The sequence below is a fragment of the Chryseobacterium turcicum genome (assembly GCF_021010565.1).
GTDB lineage: Bacteria > Bacteroidota > Bacteroidia > Flavobacteriales > Weeksellaceae > Chryseobacterium > Chryseobacterium turcicum.
Window position 1 is genome coordinate 1,908,982 of the sequence record NZ_JAJNAY010000001.1, and the last position, 19,008, is coordinate 1,927,989.

14 protein-coding genes are annotated in these 19,008 nt (G+C 33.9%); 13 read left to right on the forward strand and 1 reads right to left on the reverse strand.

The window, feature by feature from the left end; genetic code table 11:
• The first annotated feature begins 108 nt into the window (after window positions 1–108).
• The 9 genes from recQ (at window position 109) to LO744_RS08685 (ending at window position 8,553) form a co-directional block, all read left to right on the forward strand.
• Entirely contained in the window at window positions 109–2,313 is a 2,205-nt protein-coding gene (recQ, locus tag LO744_RS08645; protein WP_230668682.1) for a DNA helicase RecQ, read from the forward strand.
• Between the two features lie 18 nt (window positions 2,314–2,331).
• A complete protein-coding gene (locus LO744_RS08650; RefSeq protein WP_230668683.1) occupies window positions 2,332–2,583 on the forward strand; it encodes a hypothetical protein in 252 nt (83 codons plus the stop codon).
• Window positions 2,568–2,891: a hypothetical protein gene (locus LO744_RS08655; protein ID WP_230668684.1), complete on the forward strand. Its 324-nt coding sequence runs from the start codon at window positions 2,568–2,570 to the stop codon at window positions 2,889–2,891. Before LO744_RS08650 ends, LO744_RS08655 begins: the two co-directional genes overlap by 16 nt.
• Window positions 2,892–2,927: 36 nt before the next feature.
• Window positions 2,928–4,010, forward strand: coding sequence for a glycosyltransferase (locus LO744_RS08660; protein WP_230668685.1), 1,083 nt, complete (start codon window positions 2,928–2,930; stop codon window positions 4,008–4,010).
• A 62-nt stretch (window positions 4,011–4,072) separates the two neighbouring features.
• Window positions 4,073–4,423 (forward strand): hypothetical protein, encoded by a 351-nt coding sequence (locus tag LO744_RS08665; protein WP_230668686.1) that lies wholly within the window; start codon window positions 4,073–4,075, stop codon window positions 4,421–4,423.
• Window positions 4,424–4,455: 32 nt separating this feature from the next.
• Window positions 4,456–4,794 carry a hypothetical protein gene (locus LO744_RS08670; RefSeq protein WP_230668687.1) on the forward strand — a complete coding sequence of 113 codons (339 nt, stop codon included), beginning with the start codon at window positions 4,456–4,458 and terminating at the stop codon, window positions 4,792–4,794.
• Between the two features lie 356 nt (window positions 4,795–5,150).
• The gene (gene lpdA, locus LO744_RS08675; protein ID WP_230668688.1) at window positions 5,151–6,554 is read left to right on the forward strand and encodes a dihydrolipoyl dehydrogenase; all 1,404 of its coding nucleotides are present in this window, start codon (window positions 5,151–5,153) and stop codon (window positions 6,552–6,554) included.
• A gap of 206 nt (window positions 6,555–6,760) precedes the next feature.
• Window positions 6,761–7,636 (forward strand): DUF4476 domain-containing protein, encoded by an 876-nt coding sequence (locus LO744_RS08680; RefSeq protein WP_230668689.1) that lies wholly within the window; start codon window positions 6,761–6,763, stop codon window positions 7,634–7,636.
• A gap of 92 nt (window positions 7,637–7,728) precedes the next feature.
• The gene (locus LO744_RS08685) at window positions 7,729–8,553 is read left to right on the forward strand and encodes a CvfB family protein (RefSeq protein WP_230668690.1); all 825 of its coding nucleotides are present in this window, start codon (window positions 7,729–7,731) and stop codon (window positions 8,551–8,553) included.
• A 63-nt stretch (window positions 8,554–8,616) separates the two neighbouring features.
• On the opposite strand, the gene LO744_RS08690 is transcribed toward LO744_RS08685, so the two are convergent.
• Window positions 8,617–12,525: a DUF7948 domain-containing protein gene (locus LO744_RS08690; protein WP_230668691.1), complete on the reverse strand. Its 3,909-nt coding sequence runs from the start codon at window positions 12,523–12,525 to the stop codon at window positions 8,617–8,619.
• Between the two features lie 171 nt (window positions 12,526–12,696).
• On the opposite strand from LO744_RS08690, the gene LO744_RS08695 reads away from it, so the two are divergent.
• The 4 genes from LO744_RS08695 to LO744_RS08710 all read left to right on the forward strand — a co-directional run bounded on the left by LO744_RS08695 (window position 12,697) and on the right by LO744_RS08710 (window position 18,991).
• Window positions 12,697–13,290 (forward strand): TetR/AcrR family transcriptional regulator, encoded by a 594-nt coding sequence (locus tag LO744_RS08695; protein WP_230668692.1) that lies wholly within the window; start codon window positions 12,697–12,699, stop codon window positions 13,288–13,290.
• An 86-nt stretch (window positions 13,291–13,376) separates the two neighbouring features.
• Window positions 13,377–14,729, forward strand: coding sequence for a TolC family protein (locus tag LO744_RS08700; RefSeq protein WP_230668693.1), 1,353 nt, complete (start codon window positions 13,377–13,379; stop codon window positions 14,727–14,729).
• Window positions 14,730–14,734: 5 nt separating this feature from the next.
• On the forward strand, window positions 14,735–15,796 hold the full coding sequence (locus LO744_RS08705) for an efflux RND transporter periplasmic adaptor subunit (RefSeq protein ID WP_230668694.1): 1,062 nt from the start codon (window positions 14,735–14,737) through the stop codon (window positions 15,794–15,796).
• A 6-nt stretch (window positions 15,797–15,802) separates the two neighbouring features.
• A complete protein-coding gene (locus tag LO744_RS08710; RefSeq protein ID WP_230668695.1) occupies window positions 15,803–18,991 on the forward strand; it encodes an efflux RND transporter permease subunit in 3,189 nt (1,062 codons plus the stop codon).
• The last annotated feature ends 17 nt before the right edge of the window (window positions 18,992–19,008 follow it).

Genomic DNA, 19,008 nt, shown 5'->3' on the forward strand with positions numbered 1-19,008 from the left:
CAATTTCTACTTAATATAAATTTGATGACTAAAAAATCCTATTACTTTTATTTTAAGTAAAAATTTTATAACTTTGGATTGGATGCAAATTTAGCAATACAAAATTAGATGAGCGCAAAAAAAGCCAATTTATCAGGCGAATTAAAAAAATACTTCGGATTTTCTACCTTTAAAGGACAGCAGGAAGAGATCATTAATAATCTCTTAAACGGTAAAGATATTTTCGTTCTAATGCCTACAGGAGGCGGTAAATCACTGTGTTATCAACTTCCGGCCCTTATTTCTGAGGGTACGGCAATTGTTGTTTCACCACTTATTGCCCTTATGAAAAATCAGGTGGATGCCGTAAACGGACTTTCCTCAGAAACGGGGATTGCCCACGTTCTTAATTCTTCTCTTAACAAAACTCAGACCAAACAGGTCTTTGATGATATAAAAAGTGGTAAAACAAAGCTTCTTTATGTCGCTCCAGAGTCATTAATTAAGGAAGATTATCTTGAATTTTTAAAAAATGTTAAAATATCATTCTTTGCAATTGATGAAGCGCACTGTATCTCAGAATGGGGTCATGATTTCCGACCAGAATACAGAAATTTAAAGCAAATCATTGATAGAATTGCCGATGTTCCTGTCATTGCATTAACTGCTACGGCGACTCCAAAGGTGCAAGATGATATTCAGAAAACTTTAGGAATGAGCGATGCTTTGGTATTTAAAGAGAGCTTTAACAGAGCTAATTTATTTTACGAAGTTACCCCAAAAGTTAATATAGATAAAGAAATTGTAAAATTTATCAATAAAAATAAAGGTAAATCGGGAATTGTTTACTGTTTAAGCCGAAGAAAAGTGGAAGAATTTGCCCAGCTTCTTCAGGTAAACGGAATTAATGCACTTCCTTATCATGCGGGTCTTGACCAGAAAGTGAGAGTTGCCAATCAGGATAAGTTTTTGATGGAAGAGGCAGATGTAATTGTGGCAACGATTGCATTCGGAATGGGAATCGATAAACCAGATGTACGTTTTGTGATTCATTACGATTTTCCAAAATCTTTGGAGAGTTATTATCAGGAAACGGGTCGTGCAGGTCGTGATGGAGGAGAGGGATATTGCCTAGCTTTCTACGATCCTAAAGACATAGAAAAATTAGAAAAATTCTTGGCTCAAAAACCTGTTTCTGAAAGAGAAATCGGCTTGCAGCTTTTAAATGAAGTAGTAGGCTATGCTGAAACTTCTATGAGCCGAAGACAGTATATTTTATATTATTTTGGGGAAACTTTTGATCCTATAAACGGAGCAGGAGCTAAAATGTGTGATAATGCATCAAACCCTCCCAAATTAAAAGATGCTTCTGATGATTTAAGAAAAACATTAGAATTAATCAACGAGACGCAAGAAAAATTTAAGTCAAAAGATTTAATTTCTGTTATTGTTGGAAAAGAAACAGCAGTTACGAAGGCATATAAAATAGAGCAAAGTTCATTTTTTGGGTTTGGAAAATCTGAAAAAGATAACTACTGGAAAACAATTTTAAGACAAGCTACAGTACAGAATTTTTTACAAAAAGATATCGAAACCTATGGTGTTTTAAAATTTACTGAAAAAGGTAAGACCGTTTTAACTGACGACTTTAAAGAACCTTTTTTAATTGCTGAAGACCGCGAATTTGACCTTTCACTAACCAAAGCAGAAAGTGATCAGGTGCAGATGCAATCAAGTGGAGGTTTAGATCAAAATTTATTTGGGCTTTTAAAAGAGCTTAGAAAAAAAGTGGCCAAAAAACACGGGATTCCGCCTTACACGGTTTTTATGGATCCTAGTTTGGAGGATATGACGGTACAATATCCTATTACTGTAGAAGAAATTGCTAAAGTGTATGGTGTTGGAGAAGGGAAATCTAAAAAATATGGTAAGGAATTTGCAGATTATATTGCTAAATATGTTGAAGATAACAACATAGAACGTACTCAGGATATGGTGTTGAAAAATGTGGCTAATAAATCGAGTCATAAAGTTTTCATCATTCAGAGTACCGATAAAAAAATTGATCTTGAAGATATAGCAAGAGCCAAAAACCTTTCGATGAATGATTTGTTGAAAGAAATGGAACGTATTGTTTATCAAGGCACAAAGCTGAATATTGATTATTATGTCGAAGACAATTTCGATGAAGATATTGTAGACGGCTTTATGGAATTTATGAACGAATCTGATAGCGACAGTATGAAAGTTTTGCTTGATGAATTCGGAGATGAGCTTTCTGATGAAGAAGTAAGAATGCTGAGGATAAAATTCATCAGCGACGTTGCCAATTAATGTTCTGATAAAATTATAATGGAAAATCCGATTTTAGACGCAAAAAGAGAACTCATCCAATGGATTAAAGAAATGGATGAGTTAGAAGATATTGCAGAATTATTGGAAATCAAAAATAAAATGGTTTCAAGTGGAGTCGTTGCAGAGTCTCAGGCTGAATATGCTGTAAAAGATGATTTTGATGAGAGATTTGCGAAGGGGATTTCCGGCGAGGAATTAATGAAAAGAGTTTATGCTCACATAGAATCTCTGCCTTGGAAAGAAAAATAATTTTTTCAACAAATATAGAAGCTTATCTTAAAGAACTTGTAGATATTCTTTATGAAAAAAAATACTTTGGATTTGAAGAAGATACAAGAATTTATGTTCAAGAAATTGTAGAATTTATATTACATTATGATTTTAAAGTGAACGTTAGAAAAACGGATAAAAATTTCAAAATGTTTGGTTCTAATTTCATAAAATACAAAGCAAATAACAATACTTCGTGGTATATCTTTTTCGATCAAAGGGGAAATCAGTTTTTGATCAATCATATTTTAAATAATCATTCTCATGACTTTCCAGACTTATTGTAAAATAAAATTCCTTTGAAATATTTAAAAAATCTTAGGATGAATAAGAAAATTTCTGTTATGTTTATTCTGCCGGATTTGGAAACCGGAGGTGCAGAAAGAATTGTTACCACCATTGCCAATCATCTCTCAAGAGATCGTTTTGAAATTAAGATTTTGTTGTTGCGCAAACAAGGTGGATATTTGAGTTTGATAAAAAAAGATGTTGAAATAATAGATTTAAATATAGAGCGAATAAGAAATTCTCTAAAACCCATTCTTTCACAAATTTATCGCAGGAAACCCGATATTGTTTTTTCAGGATTTGGGGAAGTGAATGCCTATCTATCTTTATTTATTAAGCTTTTTCCAAAAATTAAATTTATTGCCCGAGAAACCAATGTCGTTTCAGAGCATATCACCAGAAAAGAAATAAAATTTTTCTATAATTTCTACAACAATTATCAAAGAATTATTGCACAAAGCGATGATATGATGAATGATTTGGTAGATAATTTTAATATTAAAAAACAAAAAATCACAAAAATCAATAATCCTGTAGATTTTGATTTTATCAATCAAAAACTTCTGATTTCTACAAAACCTGAAAGTTTTAAATACAATTATAAAAACGTGGTTGCTATTGGTAATCTATCGGCAAGAAAAGGTTTTGATAATCTACTGAAAGTATTTTCAAGACTTAAAAATGAGAATATTATTCTCCATATTTTAGGCGACGGAAAAGACAGGGAATTGCTGAGTCAGATGAAGGATTTTTTAGGTTTAAAAAAAGTTATTTTTCACGGCAGACAAGAAAATCCGTATGAGTTTCTGAAATTTGCAGATTTGTTTGTGCTTTCCTCACGTTATGAAGGTTTTCCTAATGTATTATTGGAAGCCGGAGCCTGCGGAACGTATTCTTTAGCAAATAATTGCCGCGGTGGAATTAACGAAATCATCCAAGACAAAGTAAACGGTGAGGTTTCTGATATTGAAAACCATGAAGAGTTTTCACAGAAAATTATGAAAATTTTGCAAGGGCATTACGACGCAGATTCTATTAAGAACTCTATTAAAGCTAGATTTTCAAAAGAAATTATTTTGGATAAGTATGAGAAAATTTTGCTTGAATTGATGAAGTAAATAAATAATCTTTAATTTCCTTAAATTTGACCTTTTAAAATTTTAAAATAATTATTTCATTCATGAAAAAACTTCCAAAATTAGGTTGCGCGTGCGAAAAAGCAGTTTTAACTCCTTCAGAATATAGAAGTTCGGAGGTCGGCAAAGATAAAACTAACGGAAGAAATGCTGATGTTGAGATTATTCAATGCAGATTATGCCAGAGAATTTGGATTAATTATGTTATTGAATCAGCAGAGAACTCTGAATCTAAGAATTGGTACAAAGGTATTGTTGCCAAAAAAGACGTTACCCAAGTTACTCCCGAAAATGCTATAGAATATATTGAGAAACAAGAGTGGTATATCTATGGAGGTTCTGATTTTGAAAATCCGGAATCATTTGGTCAGGGAAAATTGAATCTTGGTTTATAATTTATTCTATTATAAAAATCAGATTATCATTAATGAAAAAAAATCAGAATCAATTTGTCAAATGCAAATGTTGTCATATTTTGAAAGATAAAAATGATGTTTCAATTTGTTTGACAGTTTTGAAAAATACTGATTTTATAAAAGTGTATGGGAATGATTTTGACTTATATAATTATTTATTCTCGAGTAATTTTGAATGGGCATGTGATAGTTGTTTAAAGAATAAAAAAGCCTTAATTGCAAATCCTTCTCAGCAAAATGATGGTTATAATTCTCATTTAGCCTATTATGACATCAGTTTAAATTGTAAAAATTGTGGAAACGAATTTACATTTACAAAAGAGAAAAAAAACTGTGGTACGAAGAATTAAAGTTTTTTAGAGAATCTACACCTTTAAACTGTCTAAAATGCAGAAAAGAGATTAGAATATTTAAAATTCAAAATAAAATTCTGTCTGAGGTACTGAAAAAGGATATTAAAGAAATGTCAATTGAAGAGCTTTCTCAAGTTGCTGACATTTATAAAAAGTGGAATAAAGAAGATAAATTTAATTTTTACAGCAAAATTATTAAAACCCGTCAAAACTGAAATATCATAAACTTCCCTCATCCATCAGCAAACATCCCACATAAAAAAACTTGATAAAACTCACTTGGGTGCGTGGTAATTAATCAGTAAATTTGTAAGAATTAATCATTTCAGATAATAAATAAATTAAAATATAAAATGAGTCAATTTGATGTTACCGTAATCGGTTCCGGTCCTGGAGGTTATGTAGCTGCTATTCGCGCTGCACAATTGGGTTTCAAAACAGCAATTATTGAAAAGTATTCAACTTTAGGCGGAACTTGCCTTAACGTTGGATGTATTCCTTCAAAAGCGCTTTTAGACAGTTCTGAGCATTTCGAAAACGCAAAACACAATTTCGAAAACCACGGAATTATCATTAACGAGCCAAAAGCAGATATCGCAAGAATGATTGCGAGAAAAAATGAAGTGGTAGAACAAACTACAAAAGGAATCAACTTCTTGATGGACAAAAACAAAATTACTGTTTTTGAAGGTTTGGGAAGCTTCGAATCTGCAACTCAGATTAAAGTGACTAAAAACGACGGTTCTTCTGAAACGATTGAATCTAAATATACCATTATTGCAACAGGTTCTAAGCCTTCATCTTTGCCTTTCATTACTTTAGATAAAGAAAGAGTGATTACTTCTACTGAAGCTTTAAATTTAAAAGAAATTCCTAAGCATTTGGTAGTAATCGGTGGTGGAGTTATCGGTCTTGAATTAGGTTCAGTTTACTTAAGATTAGGAGCTCAGGTTACTGTAGTTGAATTTATGGATAAAATCATTCCTACAATGGATGGAGCTTTAAGCAAGGAATTGACTAAAGTTCTTAAAAAACAAGGAATGAAGTTTATGCTTTCTACAGCGGTTTCTGCGGTTGAAAGAAACGGAGATTCTGTAAAAATTACAGCAAAAGATAAAAAAGGAGCAGAAGTTACTGTTGAAGGTGATTACTGTTTGGTTTCTGTAGGAAGAAGACCTTTCACAGACGGTCTTGCTCTTGAAAAAGCAGGTGTTGAGCTTGACGAAAGAGGAAGAATCAAAACGAACGACCATTTACAGACTAACGTTGCAAATATTTATGCAATCGGAGATGTTATAAAAGGAGCGATGTTGGCTCACAAAGCTGAAGAAGAAGGAGTTTTCGTTGCTGAAACTTTGGCTGGGCAAAAACCTCACATCAATTATAACCTTATTCCTGGTGTAGTATATACTTGGCCGGAAGTTGCTGGAGTTGGTAAAACTGAAGAGCAATTGAAGGAAGAAGGTGTGGCTTACAAAATCGGAACTTTCCCAATGAGAGCTTTAGGAAGAAGCCGTGCAAGTGGTGATATCGATGGTTTGGTGAAAATTATTGCTGACGAAAAAACTGATGAGGTTCTTGGTTTCCACATGATTGGAGCGAGAGCTGCAGATTTGGTTGCTGAAGGTGTTATTGCAATGGAATTCCGTGCTAGTGCAGAAGATATTGCAAGAAGTTCTCACGCTCACCCTACGTATGCAGAAGCTATTAAAGAAGCTGCATTGGATGCTACAGGAAAAAGAGCGTTGCATATGTAAAATTTGATTAAAAGATTTAATCATTTAAATATTAAAAAAAAAGACCGCCTCAATTTGATGGCGGTCTTTTTTTTGTGCTTAAATTTCCCTTGGATTCAATATTTTCTATAAGGTTAAAGCGATTATTTTTAAATTTTATTTTAATTAAAAAGATGCATTTCTGGCATGAAAATAGAGTGCGATTTGATTATAAAATTGAAGTCATTATGAAAAAAATATTTACAGTTTGTGCTATCTTATCAGGTCTACTATTTTTTGCACAAGAAGCAGGAAAAGCAGGAGAGCTTTTGAAAAATGAAGTGTCTAAGAAAGAAATGGAATCTTCAGAAAGTAGAAAATTAGATTCCCGAAACAATAATTCTGGTAATTCTTCAGGATTTAGAAAACCAAATAATCAGAATAGTCAAAACAGAAGACCAGCCAATCCAAATTATCAATGGAATTCTAATAATGGATATGCTGAAGTTTTTGTGAGAATTCCGGAGCAGGGATATTTCAGTGTTGAACTGGCAGACCAGATGATTTCGAATAATTCCGGAAAGTATCGTTTTTTTGACCTTCCATCGGGAAGGGTTCCTATTTCTATTTATGATAATGGATTTTTGGTTTACAGAACAACTTTAAATGTTAGAAATAACAGCAGATTAGTCCTTGATTTTTTCACGAATGAAGGTTTGTATCTTTTAGACTCTTATCCTCTTCAAAATAATTATTACGGATTTAATAACTGGAATGACGTGTGGAATAATCCTTATGGAAATTCAGGGAATATTGGAAACATAAACTATCCCAATGTAATGGATAATCAAACTTTCCAGCAATTTATGACGACCATGAAAAAAGATGCCTGGTTTGATGATAAGAAAATTGCTTTCATTAATCAACAAGGTCGTCACGCAATGTTTACTTCAGAGCAAATAAGCGTTTTGGTAAAGGATTTAAGTTTTGATAAAAATAGAGTAGCTTTAGCTAAATCATTATTTTCAAAATGCGTAGACAAACAAAAGTATTTTATCGTAGGAGATGTTTTAGATTTTGAAAGTAACAGACGAGAACTGATGGATTTTATATCTAATTCTTAGAAACGGAATTTAAAATAATAAAACTCAAAACTTAGTAACCCTCAAACTCTCCAACTTATTTTCCTTACCTTTGCCAACTAAATTTATCATTCATGCAACTCGGAAAAACTCAGACGTTAAAAATTTCAGAAAAAAATAGTTCAGGCTGGATGCTTGAATCAGAGACAGGCGAAACCGCTTTTATGTCTAAAGTTTTTATTCGTGACGAAAAAGAAATTGGCGACGAGATTGAAGTTTTCGTTTATCAGGACGATAATAAACTGAAAGCTACTACCGAAGTTCCTTTGGCTGAAGTAGGTGAGTTTGCGGTGATGAGCTGTGTACAAAGTCTTCCAACGGGCGCTTTTATGGAGTGGGGAATCATCAAAGACCTTTTCATTCCTTACAAACAACAGAAGACAAAAATTATCGAAGGGAAGAGATATCTTGTTTATCTTTATGTAGATGAAGGTTTGGATTTGATTACTGGAACGACAAAGTTTAAAAGAAATCCGCAGTACGAAAATCTTCCTTTACAAAAAGGTGATAAAGTAGATTTGTTGATGATGAATGAAAGCGAATTGGGCTGGAATGTTGTCGTTAACAAAAAATACATCGGATTAATATATACTTCAGATGTTTATAAAAAATTGTATCCACTTTCTGAAGAAGAAGGTTACATTAAAGATATTCGTGAGGATGGAAAAATTGATGTTTCGCTTCAGCCTGTAGGTTTTGAAAACATTGATGAATTTAAACAGAAAATCTTAAATAAATTAGAAGAAAACTTTGGTTTACTGCATCTTTCAGACAAATCTTCTCCGGAGGAAATTAAAGATGAATTACAGATGAGTAAAAAGAACTTCAAAAAAGCTTTAGGCGGTCTGTATAAAGATAAAATGGTCGATATTTTAGAAGATAAAATAAGATTGGTATAAACCTAAATTAATTTACCAAAAGCAATAAAAAAAACGAGCAGAAATTTCTGCTCGTTTTTATTTTTATTCTCTGTTCTTTACAAGAAGCCATCCTGTATAATTTCTTCCGTCTGATACTTTTATCGTATACCAATAATTTCCTGTAGGAATTGGCGAACCATTGATTTTTGCGTCCCATTCCAAAGGTTTTTTATTGATAATTTGTTTGAATACTAAAACTCCTTTTCTGTCGAAAACAATGACTTCTGAACCTGTATAATTTTCTAAACCGGCAACTTTCCATTTGTCATTTATTCCGTCTCCATTCGGGCTGATTGCATTCGGGATATTAAAAATAGAAAAAGGTTTCTGACCAATGATACAGCCAGATTTTGTTCTGACGTAAACGATATATTCTCCCATTCCTAAATTACTGAAAACATTAGAATCTTGCCACGAAGAATTGTCTAAAGAATACTCATAGTTACCTGTAGAAGATAAAATGACTGTAGCTGAACCGTTATTGACATTTACCGAAACAATTTCTGCCAAAACAGAATAACTTAACTCAATAGTATCTGTATTACTACACCCAAAAATATTAGTAACCGTTACTGAATAATTACCAGGACTTGAAACACTAATGGTTTGTGTTGTTGCTCCGGTACTCCATAAATACGTTGTATAGCCAGCTCCTGCATCTAAAGTAACAGTTTTGCCTTTACAAAAATCAAAATCTTCAGGAAGTTTAATGATAGGTTTAGGATTTAAAACCAATTCTAAGATGACGTTTTTAAAACATTCGTCTGCAGTTGATACTTTAACGTTTATTATATTATTTCCTAAATTCAAAGTATAACTCGAAGGAATTGCAATTAGAGTTCCGGCTTGTGTTGTATAGGTGAAAATATAATTATTAGGGTTTGCAATGATGTTGCTTTGATACGAAGTAAGGTCTACCACCATTGTGTTTGTCGTAAAAATATTACATAATGATGTTCTGTAATTATTTGCCGGAACATTATTTTGTGAAAGCGTTACCGCGATAGCTAGTTTTTCAGACTCACAATTATTTAAAGTTTGGGTGACGAAATAGGTTTGTCCGTTTACAAGTGGGGTTGTCAAAGGTAAAATATTTCCAGCCGCATTGTAATAAATTAAACCAGTTCCGTTTACCACCAAACTTGCCAATCTAGGATTTGCTGATTCACAGAAATCCTGGTTGATATTTGCAACAGGTTTTGGTGTATTGTTTACCGTTACCTGAATAGAAGTTTTAACACTTTCGCAGCCGTTAATTGTTTGTGATGCAAAATAAGTTTGCCCATGTATAAGTGGAATAGTGACAGCTAAAATATTATTGGCAGCATCATACCATTTTACGTTTTGACCTGTGATTTGAAGATTGGCAATCGTTGGGTTGTTTGTAGCACAGAATATTTGCTGTGCATTTGTAGTTGTTGGAAGTGCTGTAGAATTTACAATTACATTTTGATTTTGGGTGGAAATATTTCCGTTTCCGTCGCTATAAACCCAGTGAATAACATAAGTTCCCGGAATTGAATAATTTAACGGGTCTATAGTTGTTGCCGTGATGGTTCCTGCACAATTATCTGTAGCCGTAGGGAAATTAGAAATAGTTGTATGACAATCTCCTGTAATATCAGAAAGTTGCGCCGTGTTAGGAACTGGAGCAATGGTATCACCAACGACAACGTTTACGGTGAAGCTTCCATCACACGCTCCCGAGCCTGAAATTTGACAAGTATAAACACCTGCATTTGCTAAGGTAGCATTTGGAATTGTAGGATTTTGAAGAGTTGAGGTAAATCCGTTTGGACCTGTCCAGCTGTAGGTTGTACCTCCAGTTGCGGTTAATTGAATATTTGAATTTATGCAAACAGGGGAGTTTGATACTACAGTTCCGGTTGAAGTACAATCCTGGAATTTAGCAATGAAAACATCATTAGATGGATGTCCTCCAGTTTGCTGAAATGTTCCTGGTGTTGCAATACCTGTCGTATTATTGCTTGATATTCCTGTTAAATAGATGTAGTCGTCTTTATCTTTCGTTACCAAACCAAGTTGTGTTCCTCCGTTTCCTCCGTAAAAAGTTCCCCATTCTTTTACATTATTTGAATTGTACTTTACTAAAAAAGTATGAGCATAAGGGGTTACTTGTTGCATATATGCATTTGGCGTAGCAATATCTGGCTGCCAACCGTTTGATAATCCTGTAAAAAATATATTTCCATGTTTATCTACATAGGAGAGTAATTGAAAACTAGGGAGAGGAGAGTAAAAATTTTTTGTCACAACATTGGTTGCTAAATCTACTCGGAATACCCCGGGATTATTTATTCCTTGCACTGTAGAGAAGTAATGACCTGGAATTATTAAAGTATTATTTATAATTCGAGCTTCATAGCTTTCATCTTGATTTTCTAATCCTGCATAGCTTGATCTTAATAAATTTCCGGTTTTAGAAAATTTTAAATATAAAATATCTGTACTGCCTGAATTAGTAGGTTGAAAGGGATTTATCATCGCTATATTTTGTGATGTAGTTAATCCAATGATTTCAAGATCATCTGTCGACGAAAAAATATTATGAAGTGATGTTGAATTGTTGCCTCCCAAATAAGTTGACCAAACAATATTTCCTAAAGAATCTAATGCAGTAAGAAACCCTTCACTACTCCCGCTTTGGCTTAATTTAGTAGGTTGAAAAGCGTTTAAAACAGGAAAGTCGAAACCATATGTGTGCCCAGCAAGATAGATGTGATTATTATTATAAGATACGGAATAACATACATCAGAGCTATTTCCGCCCATGTTTTTTTGCAATACTAAGGCTCCGTTAGAATTAAATTTAGCCATAACAACATCATTATCACCGGAGGGTTTAAATTTTACACCCGCCGCATAGATATTTAAATTTTCATCAAAATCTACTGAGCTAAAGTTATCATCCCTCATAGCTCCATAATATGTTCCCCAAAGTTTTTGCCCGTTTGATGTAATTTTCATTAGATAAGCATCAAAGTACGAATTGGTAATATTCGTCTGGCTGGCTCCGCTAGTAGCAATATTTGTTGCGCTTGCTGTTGCTCCATATAGATAGACATTATTTTGAATATCTGTTTTTGTCTCCCCATACTCTTCGCCAAATCCACCTGCATAACTTCCCCAAATTCTGGTTGGTACTGGATCAATTATTATTTTCTTATCAGATATGTTGATAGGAGATGCAAAGCCAAAAATTTGATTTCCTAAATCTTTAAAAGCTACAGCTATTTCTTTTTTATTTATCCCTTCAATCCAACTGTTAGGAATATTTTCATGTAAATCTCCAAAACGTAAGTTCATGACAAGTTTCTCTTTTTCTATTAATGTAGAAGCTCCATGAAATTTCATTTTAATATCAGATATTCTTCCTCCGGGATTAATTATGAAATTGTATTCGATGGGTTTTAAAGTATCTTTTGGTTTGAAGAAGACTAAGTCAATATTTGAATAAATATTTTTATATAAAATCTTTTGATAACGATGAACATTGTTTATTCCTTCTGGTCTATTCTCAAGATTATAATAATTTTCGTAATCCTTTGATTTACCTTGAGCTATTATTGTCGATTTTTTATTCGAGTTTAATAATTCTATATCTATTCTATGAATTGATTTTTCATAATTAAACTCTCTATTCAGAAAGGCAAGCTTTTGAGGTAATCCATTGTCTTCAATTTTTCTGAACTCTGGATTTTTCTTTTTGGAAGTTTCATATACATCATAAGAAAATCCATTAGAACGTAGCTGAACATTCAATCCTGCAGAATGAAAAAGGTACTTCACATCAGAATTTTCCTTCCCATTTTGATCTACAATCTGCCCCTTATTCTCATAGAAATAATATTCATTGCTTTTTTGGAAATTTTTCTGCCCAAACATAAAAGCACAGCTAATTATCGCAAAAAGGAATAAAATTTTTTTCATCATTATTAATTTTCCGCAAATATAATCAAACAAAGATTTTTTAAGTATTAATAATTCATAAATACGTGACTCGAAGTTTAAAATATGATGCAAATCATATTAATTATTTTGTTTAACAATTTTGTCAAAACAAATGATTGATATATATTTGCACAAAATTGTTTAACAAAAATGTCAAAACAAGAAAAAAAAGATCAAACCCAAGAGTTAATCAAGCAAACCGCAAAGAATTTATTCTTTGTACAGGGTAAGTTTGATGCTACCACACAGGAAATAGCAGATGCTGCAGGTGTCAATAGAACACTTATTAATTATTATTTCAGATCAAGAGATAATCTGATTCAGATTATTTTTGATGACGCACAGAAAGTAGAAAAAGAAAAGTCTGAAATCATTATGAGTTCTGACCTTCCTTTTAAAGAAAAAATATCTCAATTTATCGAAGGAAGCCTTTCTACGAGCCTTCAGTATCCTTATCTGGAAACCTATATCGTTTCACAGATTAATAAAGGGAACTGTCGTAAGAAAGATATTGAAACTGAGGATTTAGAAAAACTTTACAAAGATATCGAGACAGAGATGGAATTAGGAAATATCGATACGATGAAACCGGTACATTTTATCTTAAATATGATTGCTTTACTCATTTTCCCGAGTGCAATCAGACCATTATTTATGGAAAACATGAATGTGACAGATAAAGAGTTTGACGAGCTGATATCAGAGAGAAAAGAAATTATTCTTAACATGCTTTTTAAAAAATAATTAAAAATTGTTAAAGTATTTTAAGAATTGAAGCGTCTTTTAGGGATAAAGACAAATACAACAAAAAATAAACGAAGTATAAAATTATGAACAGAAAACGTATAACTGCTAAAAAGCTCAACATTGGTGTAGCTGCAGCATTTATGATGTTGGCCTCTTCATCAGCTTTTGCGCAACAGCAGATTTCTCTGCAGGAAGCCATTAAACAGGCGTTGCAAAATAAGGCTGAAGCCAAAAAAGCGGCTTTGCAGATTAAAAAAGCAGAGTACAAAATCAATGAGGCTAGATCTGGAGCTTTACCTCAGATTGGAGCTACTGCAGGAATAACTTACAACCCGGTGATTCAAGAGTCATTGCTTGAATTTGGTGGCGAAAGAATTCGTGCTCAATTGGGCCAGGCTTGGCAATCGCAGGCGGTAGTAACTCTTAATCAGACGATATTTGATCAAAGAGTTTTTACGGGTCTTAAGGCAGCAAAGTCAACCAGAGAATTTTATGTTTTAAATGCTCAATTGACCAACGAACAGATTATTGAAAATGTTGCAACAGCCTATTATCAGGTTTTTGTGCAGGAAGAAAATCTTAAAACTCTTAAGGTAAGTTATACCAATACCGAAAAAGTAAGAAATGTTATTAAGAGTTTAGTAGATAATGGTTTGGCAAAAGGAATTGATCTAGATCGTACCAATGTACAATTGACCAACATCAGTTCGAGCAGGCAGCAGTTGATTAATGCAGTAGAGCTTACTAAAAATTCTTTGAAGTTTTATATGGGAGTTCCTATTGAAACCGAAATTGAATTAGAAGAAAAAACAATCGAGCCTCAACCTCAGCTTTTAGCTGAAATGGTAAATCTTGATGGTCGTTCTGAGCTAAAAGTTTTGCAGAAAAACAGAGAGCTTTTAGTTTACAATAAAAAAGCTACCGAAGCCTATCTTTATCCTACTGTAGGATTACAAGCAAACTACGGTTGGGCTGGAATGGGTAAAAAATTCCCTTTAACAAACGGATTAAATAACGGCGTTCTTTGGAGTGACTATTCTGCAATTGGTTTAAATGTAAACATCCCCATTTTTACAGGAGGTTCTACGAAATCGAAAATTCAACAGGCTGAAATTGATATTTTAGATCTTGATCAGGATATTCAGAATACTCAATTGAGTTTAAGTTTAGAATATAAAAATGCGGTAACCAATATTGAAAATTCATTAATCAATATTGAAAGCATGAAAAGCAATGTAGCACTTGCCGAAAAAGTACAGAAAGACACACAGTCAAATTATCAGTACGGTTTAGCAACGCTTACGGAAGTTTTAGATTCTGAAAATGCTCTTACAGATGCAAAACAGAATTATACAACTGCATTATTAGACTACAAACAGGCTGAAATTAAATTAATAAAAGCTAAAGGCGAGCTTAATACTTTACAAAACCCATAATTGAAATGAAAAAAACTTTAATATATATCATCGTAGCAGCTGTACTTGTTGGTTTAGCAGCTTGGAAAATTGCAGACAATAAAAAGAAGCAGGAAATCGAAGTAAAAGAAGTGGCAAAACAGGTTGATAAAATCAACGTGAATGTAATCACTGTTTCAAGAGAAAATATCAACACCGACTATGCTGCAAACGGAACTTTTATTCCTAAGCAGGAACTACAACAGTCATCTGAGATTTCAGGACGTATTGTAAGCGTTTTAGTAAAAGAAGGTTCTAAAGTTGGAGCAGGTCAGGTTTTGGCAACCATCAAAAGAGATGCAATCGAAGTTGATGTTACTCAGGCTCAAAATAATTTGCAAAATGCGATTATTGACAATCAACGTTACGAAAATGCATATAAAACTGGTGGTGTTACTAAACAGCAATTAGACAACTCAAGATTACAGTTGAAAAACATGCAGGCTGCAGTAAGAGCTCAGGGTGTAAAAATCAACGATACAAGCATCAGAGCAGGAATCAGCGGTACCATCAATAAGAAAATGGTGGAGCCGGGAACTGTGGTTTCTCCGGGAACTGCTTTATTTGAAATTGTAAATATCAATTCATTGAAACTTTCAGTTTTGGTTGACGAAAGCCAAATCGGAAGAATTCAGCTTGGTCAGGAAGTTCCAATTAACGTAAACGTTTTACCTGAAGATTCTTTCAGCGGAAGAATTACGTTTATCGCTCCTAAAAGTGATGTTTCTTTAAATTTCCCTGTTGAAATTGAAGTTCAAAACAGAGGAAACTTAAAAGCAGGGATGTATGCTACAGCAACTTTCAAAACCAACAATGGTGCTGAAACTCAAAATATGTTGACTGTACCTGCGGAAGCTTTTGTAAATGGAGTAAGCTCTGGGCAATTATTTATCGTAAGCAATGGAACTGCTAAACTGATTAAAGTTCAAACAGGAAAAGTGTATGGTGACAAAGTTCAAATCATCAGCGGATTGAATGGTGGAGAACAGGTAATTACCAGTGGACAAATCAACCTTGATAACGGGTCGAAAATCAATATCGTAAAGTAAGAGAAGATGAAGTTAGCAGAAATATCCATTAAAAGGCCGTCCCTTGTCATCGTATTATTTACGATTTTGACGTTGGGAGGTTTATTAAGCTACTCCATGATGGGGTACGAGTTGATTCCGAAGTTTGAAACCAATATGGTAACGATTTCTACGGTTTATCCGGGAGCTTCACCTTCAGAGGTAGAAACTTCGGTAACCCGAAAGATTGAGGATGCAGTAGGTTCTTTGGAAAACGTAAAAAAGGTAGAGTCTTCTTCATACGAAAGTTTATCAGTTATCATGGTTCAGTTGAACACGGGTGCTGATGTAAATTATGCTTTGAATGATGCTCAGAGAAAGGTAAATGCTATTTTGGCAGACCTTCCTGAAGATGCAGATCCACCTTCTTTACAAAAATTCTCATTAGATGATTTACCAATCATGACGATGAGTATTACCAGTGATAAGCTGAATAATAAAGAATTATACGATCTTTTAGATAAAAAAATTGAGCCTATTTTTTCTCGTGTAAACGGTGTGGCTCAGGTTGATCTTGTAGGTGGACAGGAAAGAGAAATTCAGGTAAATTTAGATGAAAAGAAACTGCAGGGTTACGGTCTTTCTGTTGGAGATGTGCAGCAGGCAATTCTTTCATCCAACTTAGATTTCCCTACAGGAGCTTTGAAAACGAGAACTTCAAGATCTACAATCAGACTTTCTGGGAAATATAGAGACATTAATGAGATGAATAATCTTGTGGTATCTAATAAAGATGGGGCGCAGGTTCGTCTTTCAGATATTGCAACGGTTTTTGATACTCAGAAAGATGTAGAGAAAGTAGCAAGATTTAATCAAAATTCTACGATTTTACTTCAGGTTAAAAAACAATCTGATGCTAATGCAGTAGCGGTTTCAGAATTAGTTCAGAAAACCATTGCTCAGGTTCAGGATAATTACAAAACTCAGGCTGTAAAAGTAACGATTGTAGATGATACAACAGACTTTACGCTTGCAGCTGCTGACCACGTAATTTTCGATTTATTCTTAGCGATTATTTTGGTTGCTATTGTAATGTTATTGTTCCTTCACAATATCAGAAATGCATTCATTGTAATGGTTTCTATTCCTTTGTCTTTGATTGCTACGGTAATCGGGATGTATTTGATGGGGTATACCTTAAACTTAATGAGTTTATTAGGACTTTCATTGGTAGTAGGTATTCTTGTGGATGATGCGATTGTAGTTTTAGAAAACGTTTACCGTCACATGGAGATGGGTAAAAGCAGAATTCGTGCAGCGTACGATGGTGCTTCAGAGATTGGGTTTACCGTAACGGCAATTACCTTGGTAATCGTGGTGGTATTCTTGCCGATTGCGATGAGTTCTGGTCTGGTATCTGATATCTTGACGCAGTTTTGTATAACGGTAGTTATCGCAACATTATTTTCACTATTAGCGTCATTTACTATTATTCCTTGGTTATCTTCAAGATATGGTAAATTGGTGCATTTAACAGGGAAAAATCCTTTCGAGAAATTTATCCTTTGGTTTGAAAAGCAATTAGAAAAATTTACACACTGGATTACAGGAATTTTGGAGTGGGCTTTAAAGTCAACTTTCAGAAGAATAATGACTGTTTTTGTGACCTTTCTTATTTTGATTTCATCATTTATGTTGGTGGCATTCGGATTTATTGGTGGAGAATTCTTCCCTAAAATGGATAGAGGTCAGTTCCTTGTTCAGATGGAATTACCAAAAGATGCTTCTGTAGAAAAAACCAATCAGTTGACTTTAGAGGTTGAGAAATACCTTAGAAATGATAAAGATGTGGTAGACATGATTACAACAGTAGGTCAGCAATCAACAGGTTTTGGGGGTGCACAGGCTACTTTGTATCAGTCTGAGATTCAGGTAATTTTGGTAGATAAAGCTGAGCGTGATGAAAGTACTGATATTAAATCAGCTAAAATTAAAAGAGCTTTAGAAGAAAAATTCACCGGAGTTGAGTTTAAAACAGCACCAATCGGATTAATGGGAGCAGACAATGCACCAATTGAAATGGTGGTAACGGCTCAGGATAATGAAACGGCAAATAAAGAAGCCAACAGAATTTTAGAATTGCTTAAAAAAGTACCTGGTTCTGTAGATGCTGAATTATCAACTGACTCAGGGAATCCTGAAGTTCAGGTGAATATCGACAGAGATAAAATGGCTGCTTTAGGTTTAAATCTTTCAGGTATTGGGCAAACGATGCAGACTGCATTTAGTGGAAATACAGATGGGAAATTTAGAGCTGGAGAATATGAATATGATATCAATATTCGTTTTGCTGATGCTAATAGACAATCTATTGACGACGTAAGAAACTTAATGTTTACAAATCCTCAGGGAGAGCAGATAAGACTGAGCCAGTTTGCGGAAGTGAAAATGGGTTCTGGGCCAAGTTTGCTAGAGCGTAGAGATAAAGCACCTTCTGTAAAGGTAAAATCTAAAGTAGTAGGTCGTCCTGTAGGAGATGTTGCCAACGAATGGGCAGCTCAGTTTATGGATAATGAAAAAACAAAACCTGCAGGTGTTTCTTATATCTGGAGTGGTGATATGGAAAACCAGACTGAAGGTTTCGGTACTTTAGGAATTGCTTTATTAGCAGCTATTGTATTGGTTTATTTGGTAATGGTTTCATTGTATGACTCGTTTGTATATCCGTTTGTGGTATTGTTCTCAATTCCTTTGGCATTGATTGGGGTAATGGTTATTTTGGCCATCACCGGAAATTCTATTAACATCTTTACGATGTTGGGGATGATTATGTTGATTGGTTTGGTAGCGAAAAACGCGATTATGATTGTCGATTTCGCCAATATGAGAAAAGCAGCAGGTGCAACAACGCATGATGCATTGATTCAGGCAAACCACGCACGTCTTCGTCCGATTTTGATGACGACCATTGCGATGATTTTCGGTATGATTCCTATTGCGATTGCAAAAGGAGCAGGAGCGGAGATGAACAACGGATTGGCATGGGTAATCATCGGTGGTTTAACATCATCATTATTCCTTACTTTGATTATTGTACCGGTAGTATATTCACTATTCGATTCAATGTTAAGAAGAATGGGTAAACATGAAAAGCCAGACTATGAAGCTGAAATGAAAGCCGATTACGAGCACAGAGAACTAAGTGAAGACGGGTTTACCGCAAAACACGTAGATTAATATAACAACCTTTAATT

Bases quoted from the DNA above. Each gene is read 5' to 3' on its own strand.
- LO744_RS08660 (WP_230668685.1), top strand. From the start codon at position 2,928: ATGAATAAGAAAATTTCTGTTATGTTTATTCTGCCGGATTTGGAAACC.
- LO744_RS08670 (WP_230668687.1), top strand. From the start codon at position 4,456: ATGAAAAAAAATCAGAATCAATTTGTCAAATGCAAATGTTGTCATATT.
- LO744_RS08695 (WP_230668692.1), top strand. From the start codon at position 12,697: ATGTCAAAACAAGAAAAAAAAGATCAAACCCAAGAGTTAATCAAGCAA.
- LO744_RS08710 (WP_230668695.1), top strand. From the start codon at position 15,803: ATGAAGTTAGCAGAAATATCCATTAAAAGGCCGTCCCTTGTCATCGTA.
- recQ (WP_230668682.1), top strand. From the start codon at position 109: ATGAGCGCAAAAAAAGCCAATTTATCAGGCGAATTAAAAAAATACTTC.
- LO744_RS08700 (WP_230668693.1), top strand. From the start codon at position 13,377: ATGAACAGAAAACGTATAACTGCTAAAAAGCTCAACATTGGTGTAGCT.
- LO744_RS08650 (WP_230668683.1), top strand. From the start codon at position 2,332: ATGGAAAATCCGATTTTAGACGCAAAAAGAGAACTCATCCAATGGATT.
- LO744_RS08680 (WP_230668689.1), top strand. From the start codon at position 6,761: ATGAAAAAAATATTTACAGTTTGTGCTATCTTATCAGGTCTACTATTT.
- lpdA (WP_230668688.1), top strand. From the start codon at position 5,151: ATGAGTCAATTTGATGTTACCGTAATCGGTTCCGGTCCTGGAGGTTAT.
- LO744_RS08665 (WP_230668686.1), top strand. From the start codon at position 4,073: ATGAAAAAACTTCCAAAATTAGGTTGCGCGTGCGAAAAAGCAGTTTTA.
- LO744_RS08705 (WP_230668694.1), top strand. From the start codon at position 14,735: ATGAAAAAAACTTTAATATATATCATCGTAGCAGCTGTACTTGTTGGT.
- LO744_RS08685 (WP_230668690.1), top strand. From the start codon at position 7,729: ATGCAACTCGGAAAAACTCAGACGTTAAAAATTTCAGAAAAAAATAGT.
- LO744_RS08690 (WP_230668691.1), bottom strand. From the start codon at position 12,525: ATGAAAAAAATTTTATTCCTTTTTGCGATAATTAGCTGTGCTTTTATG.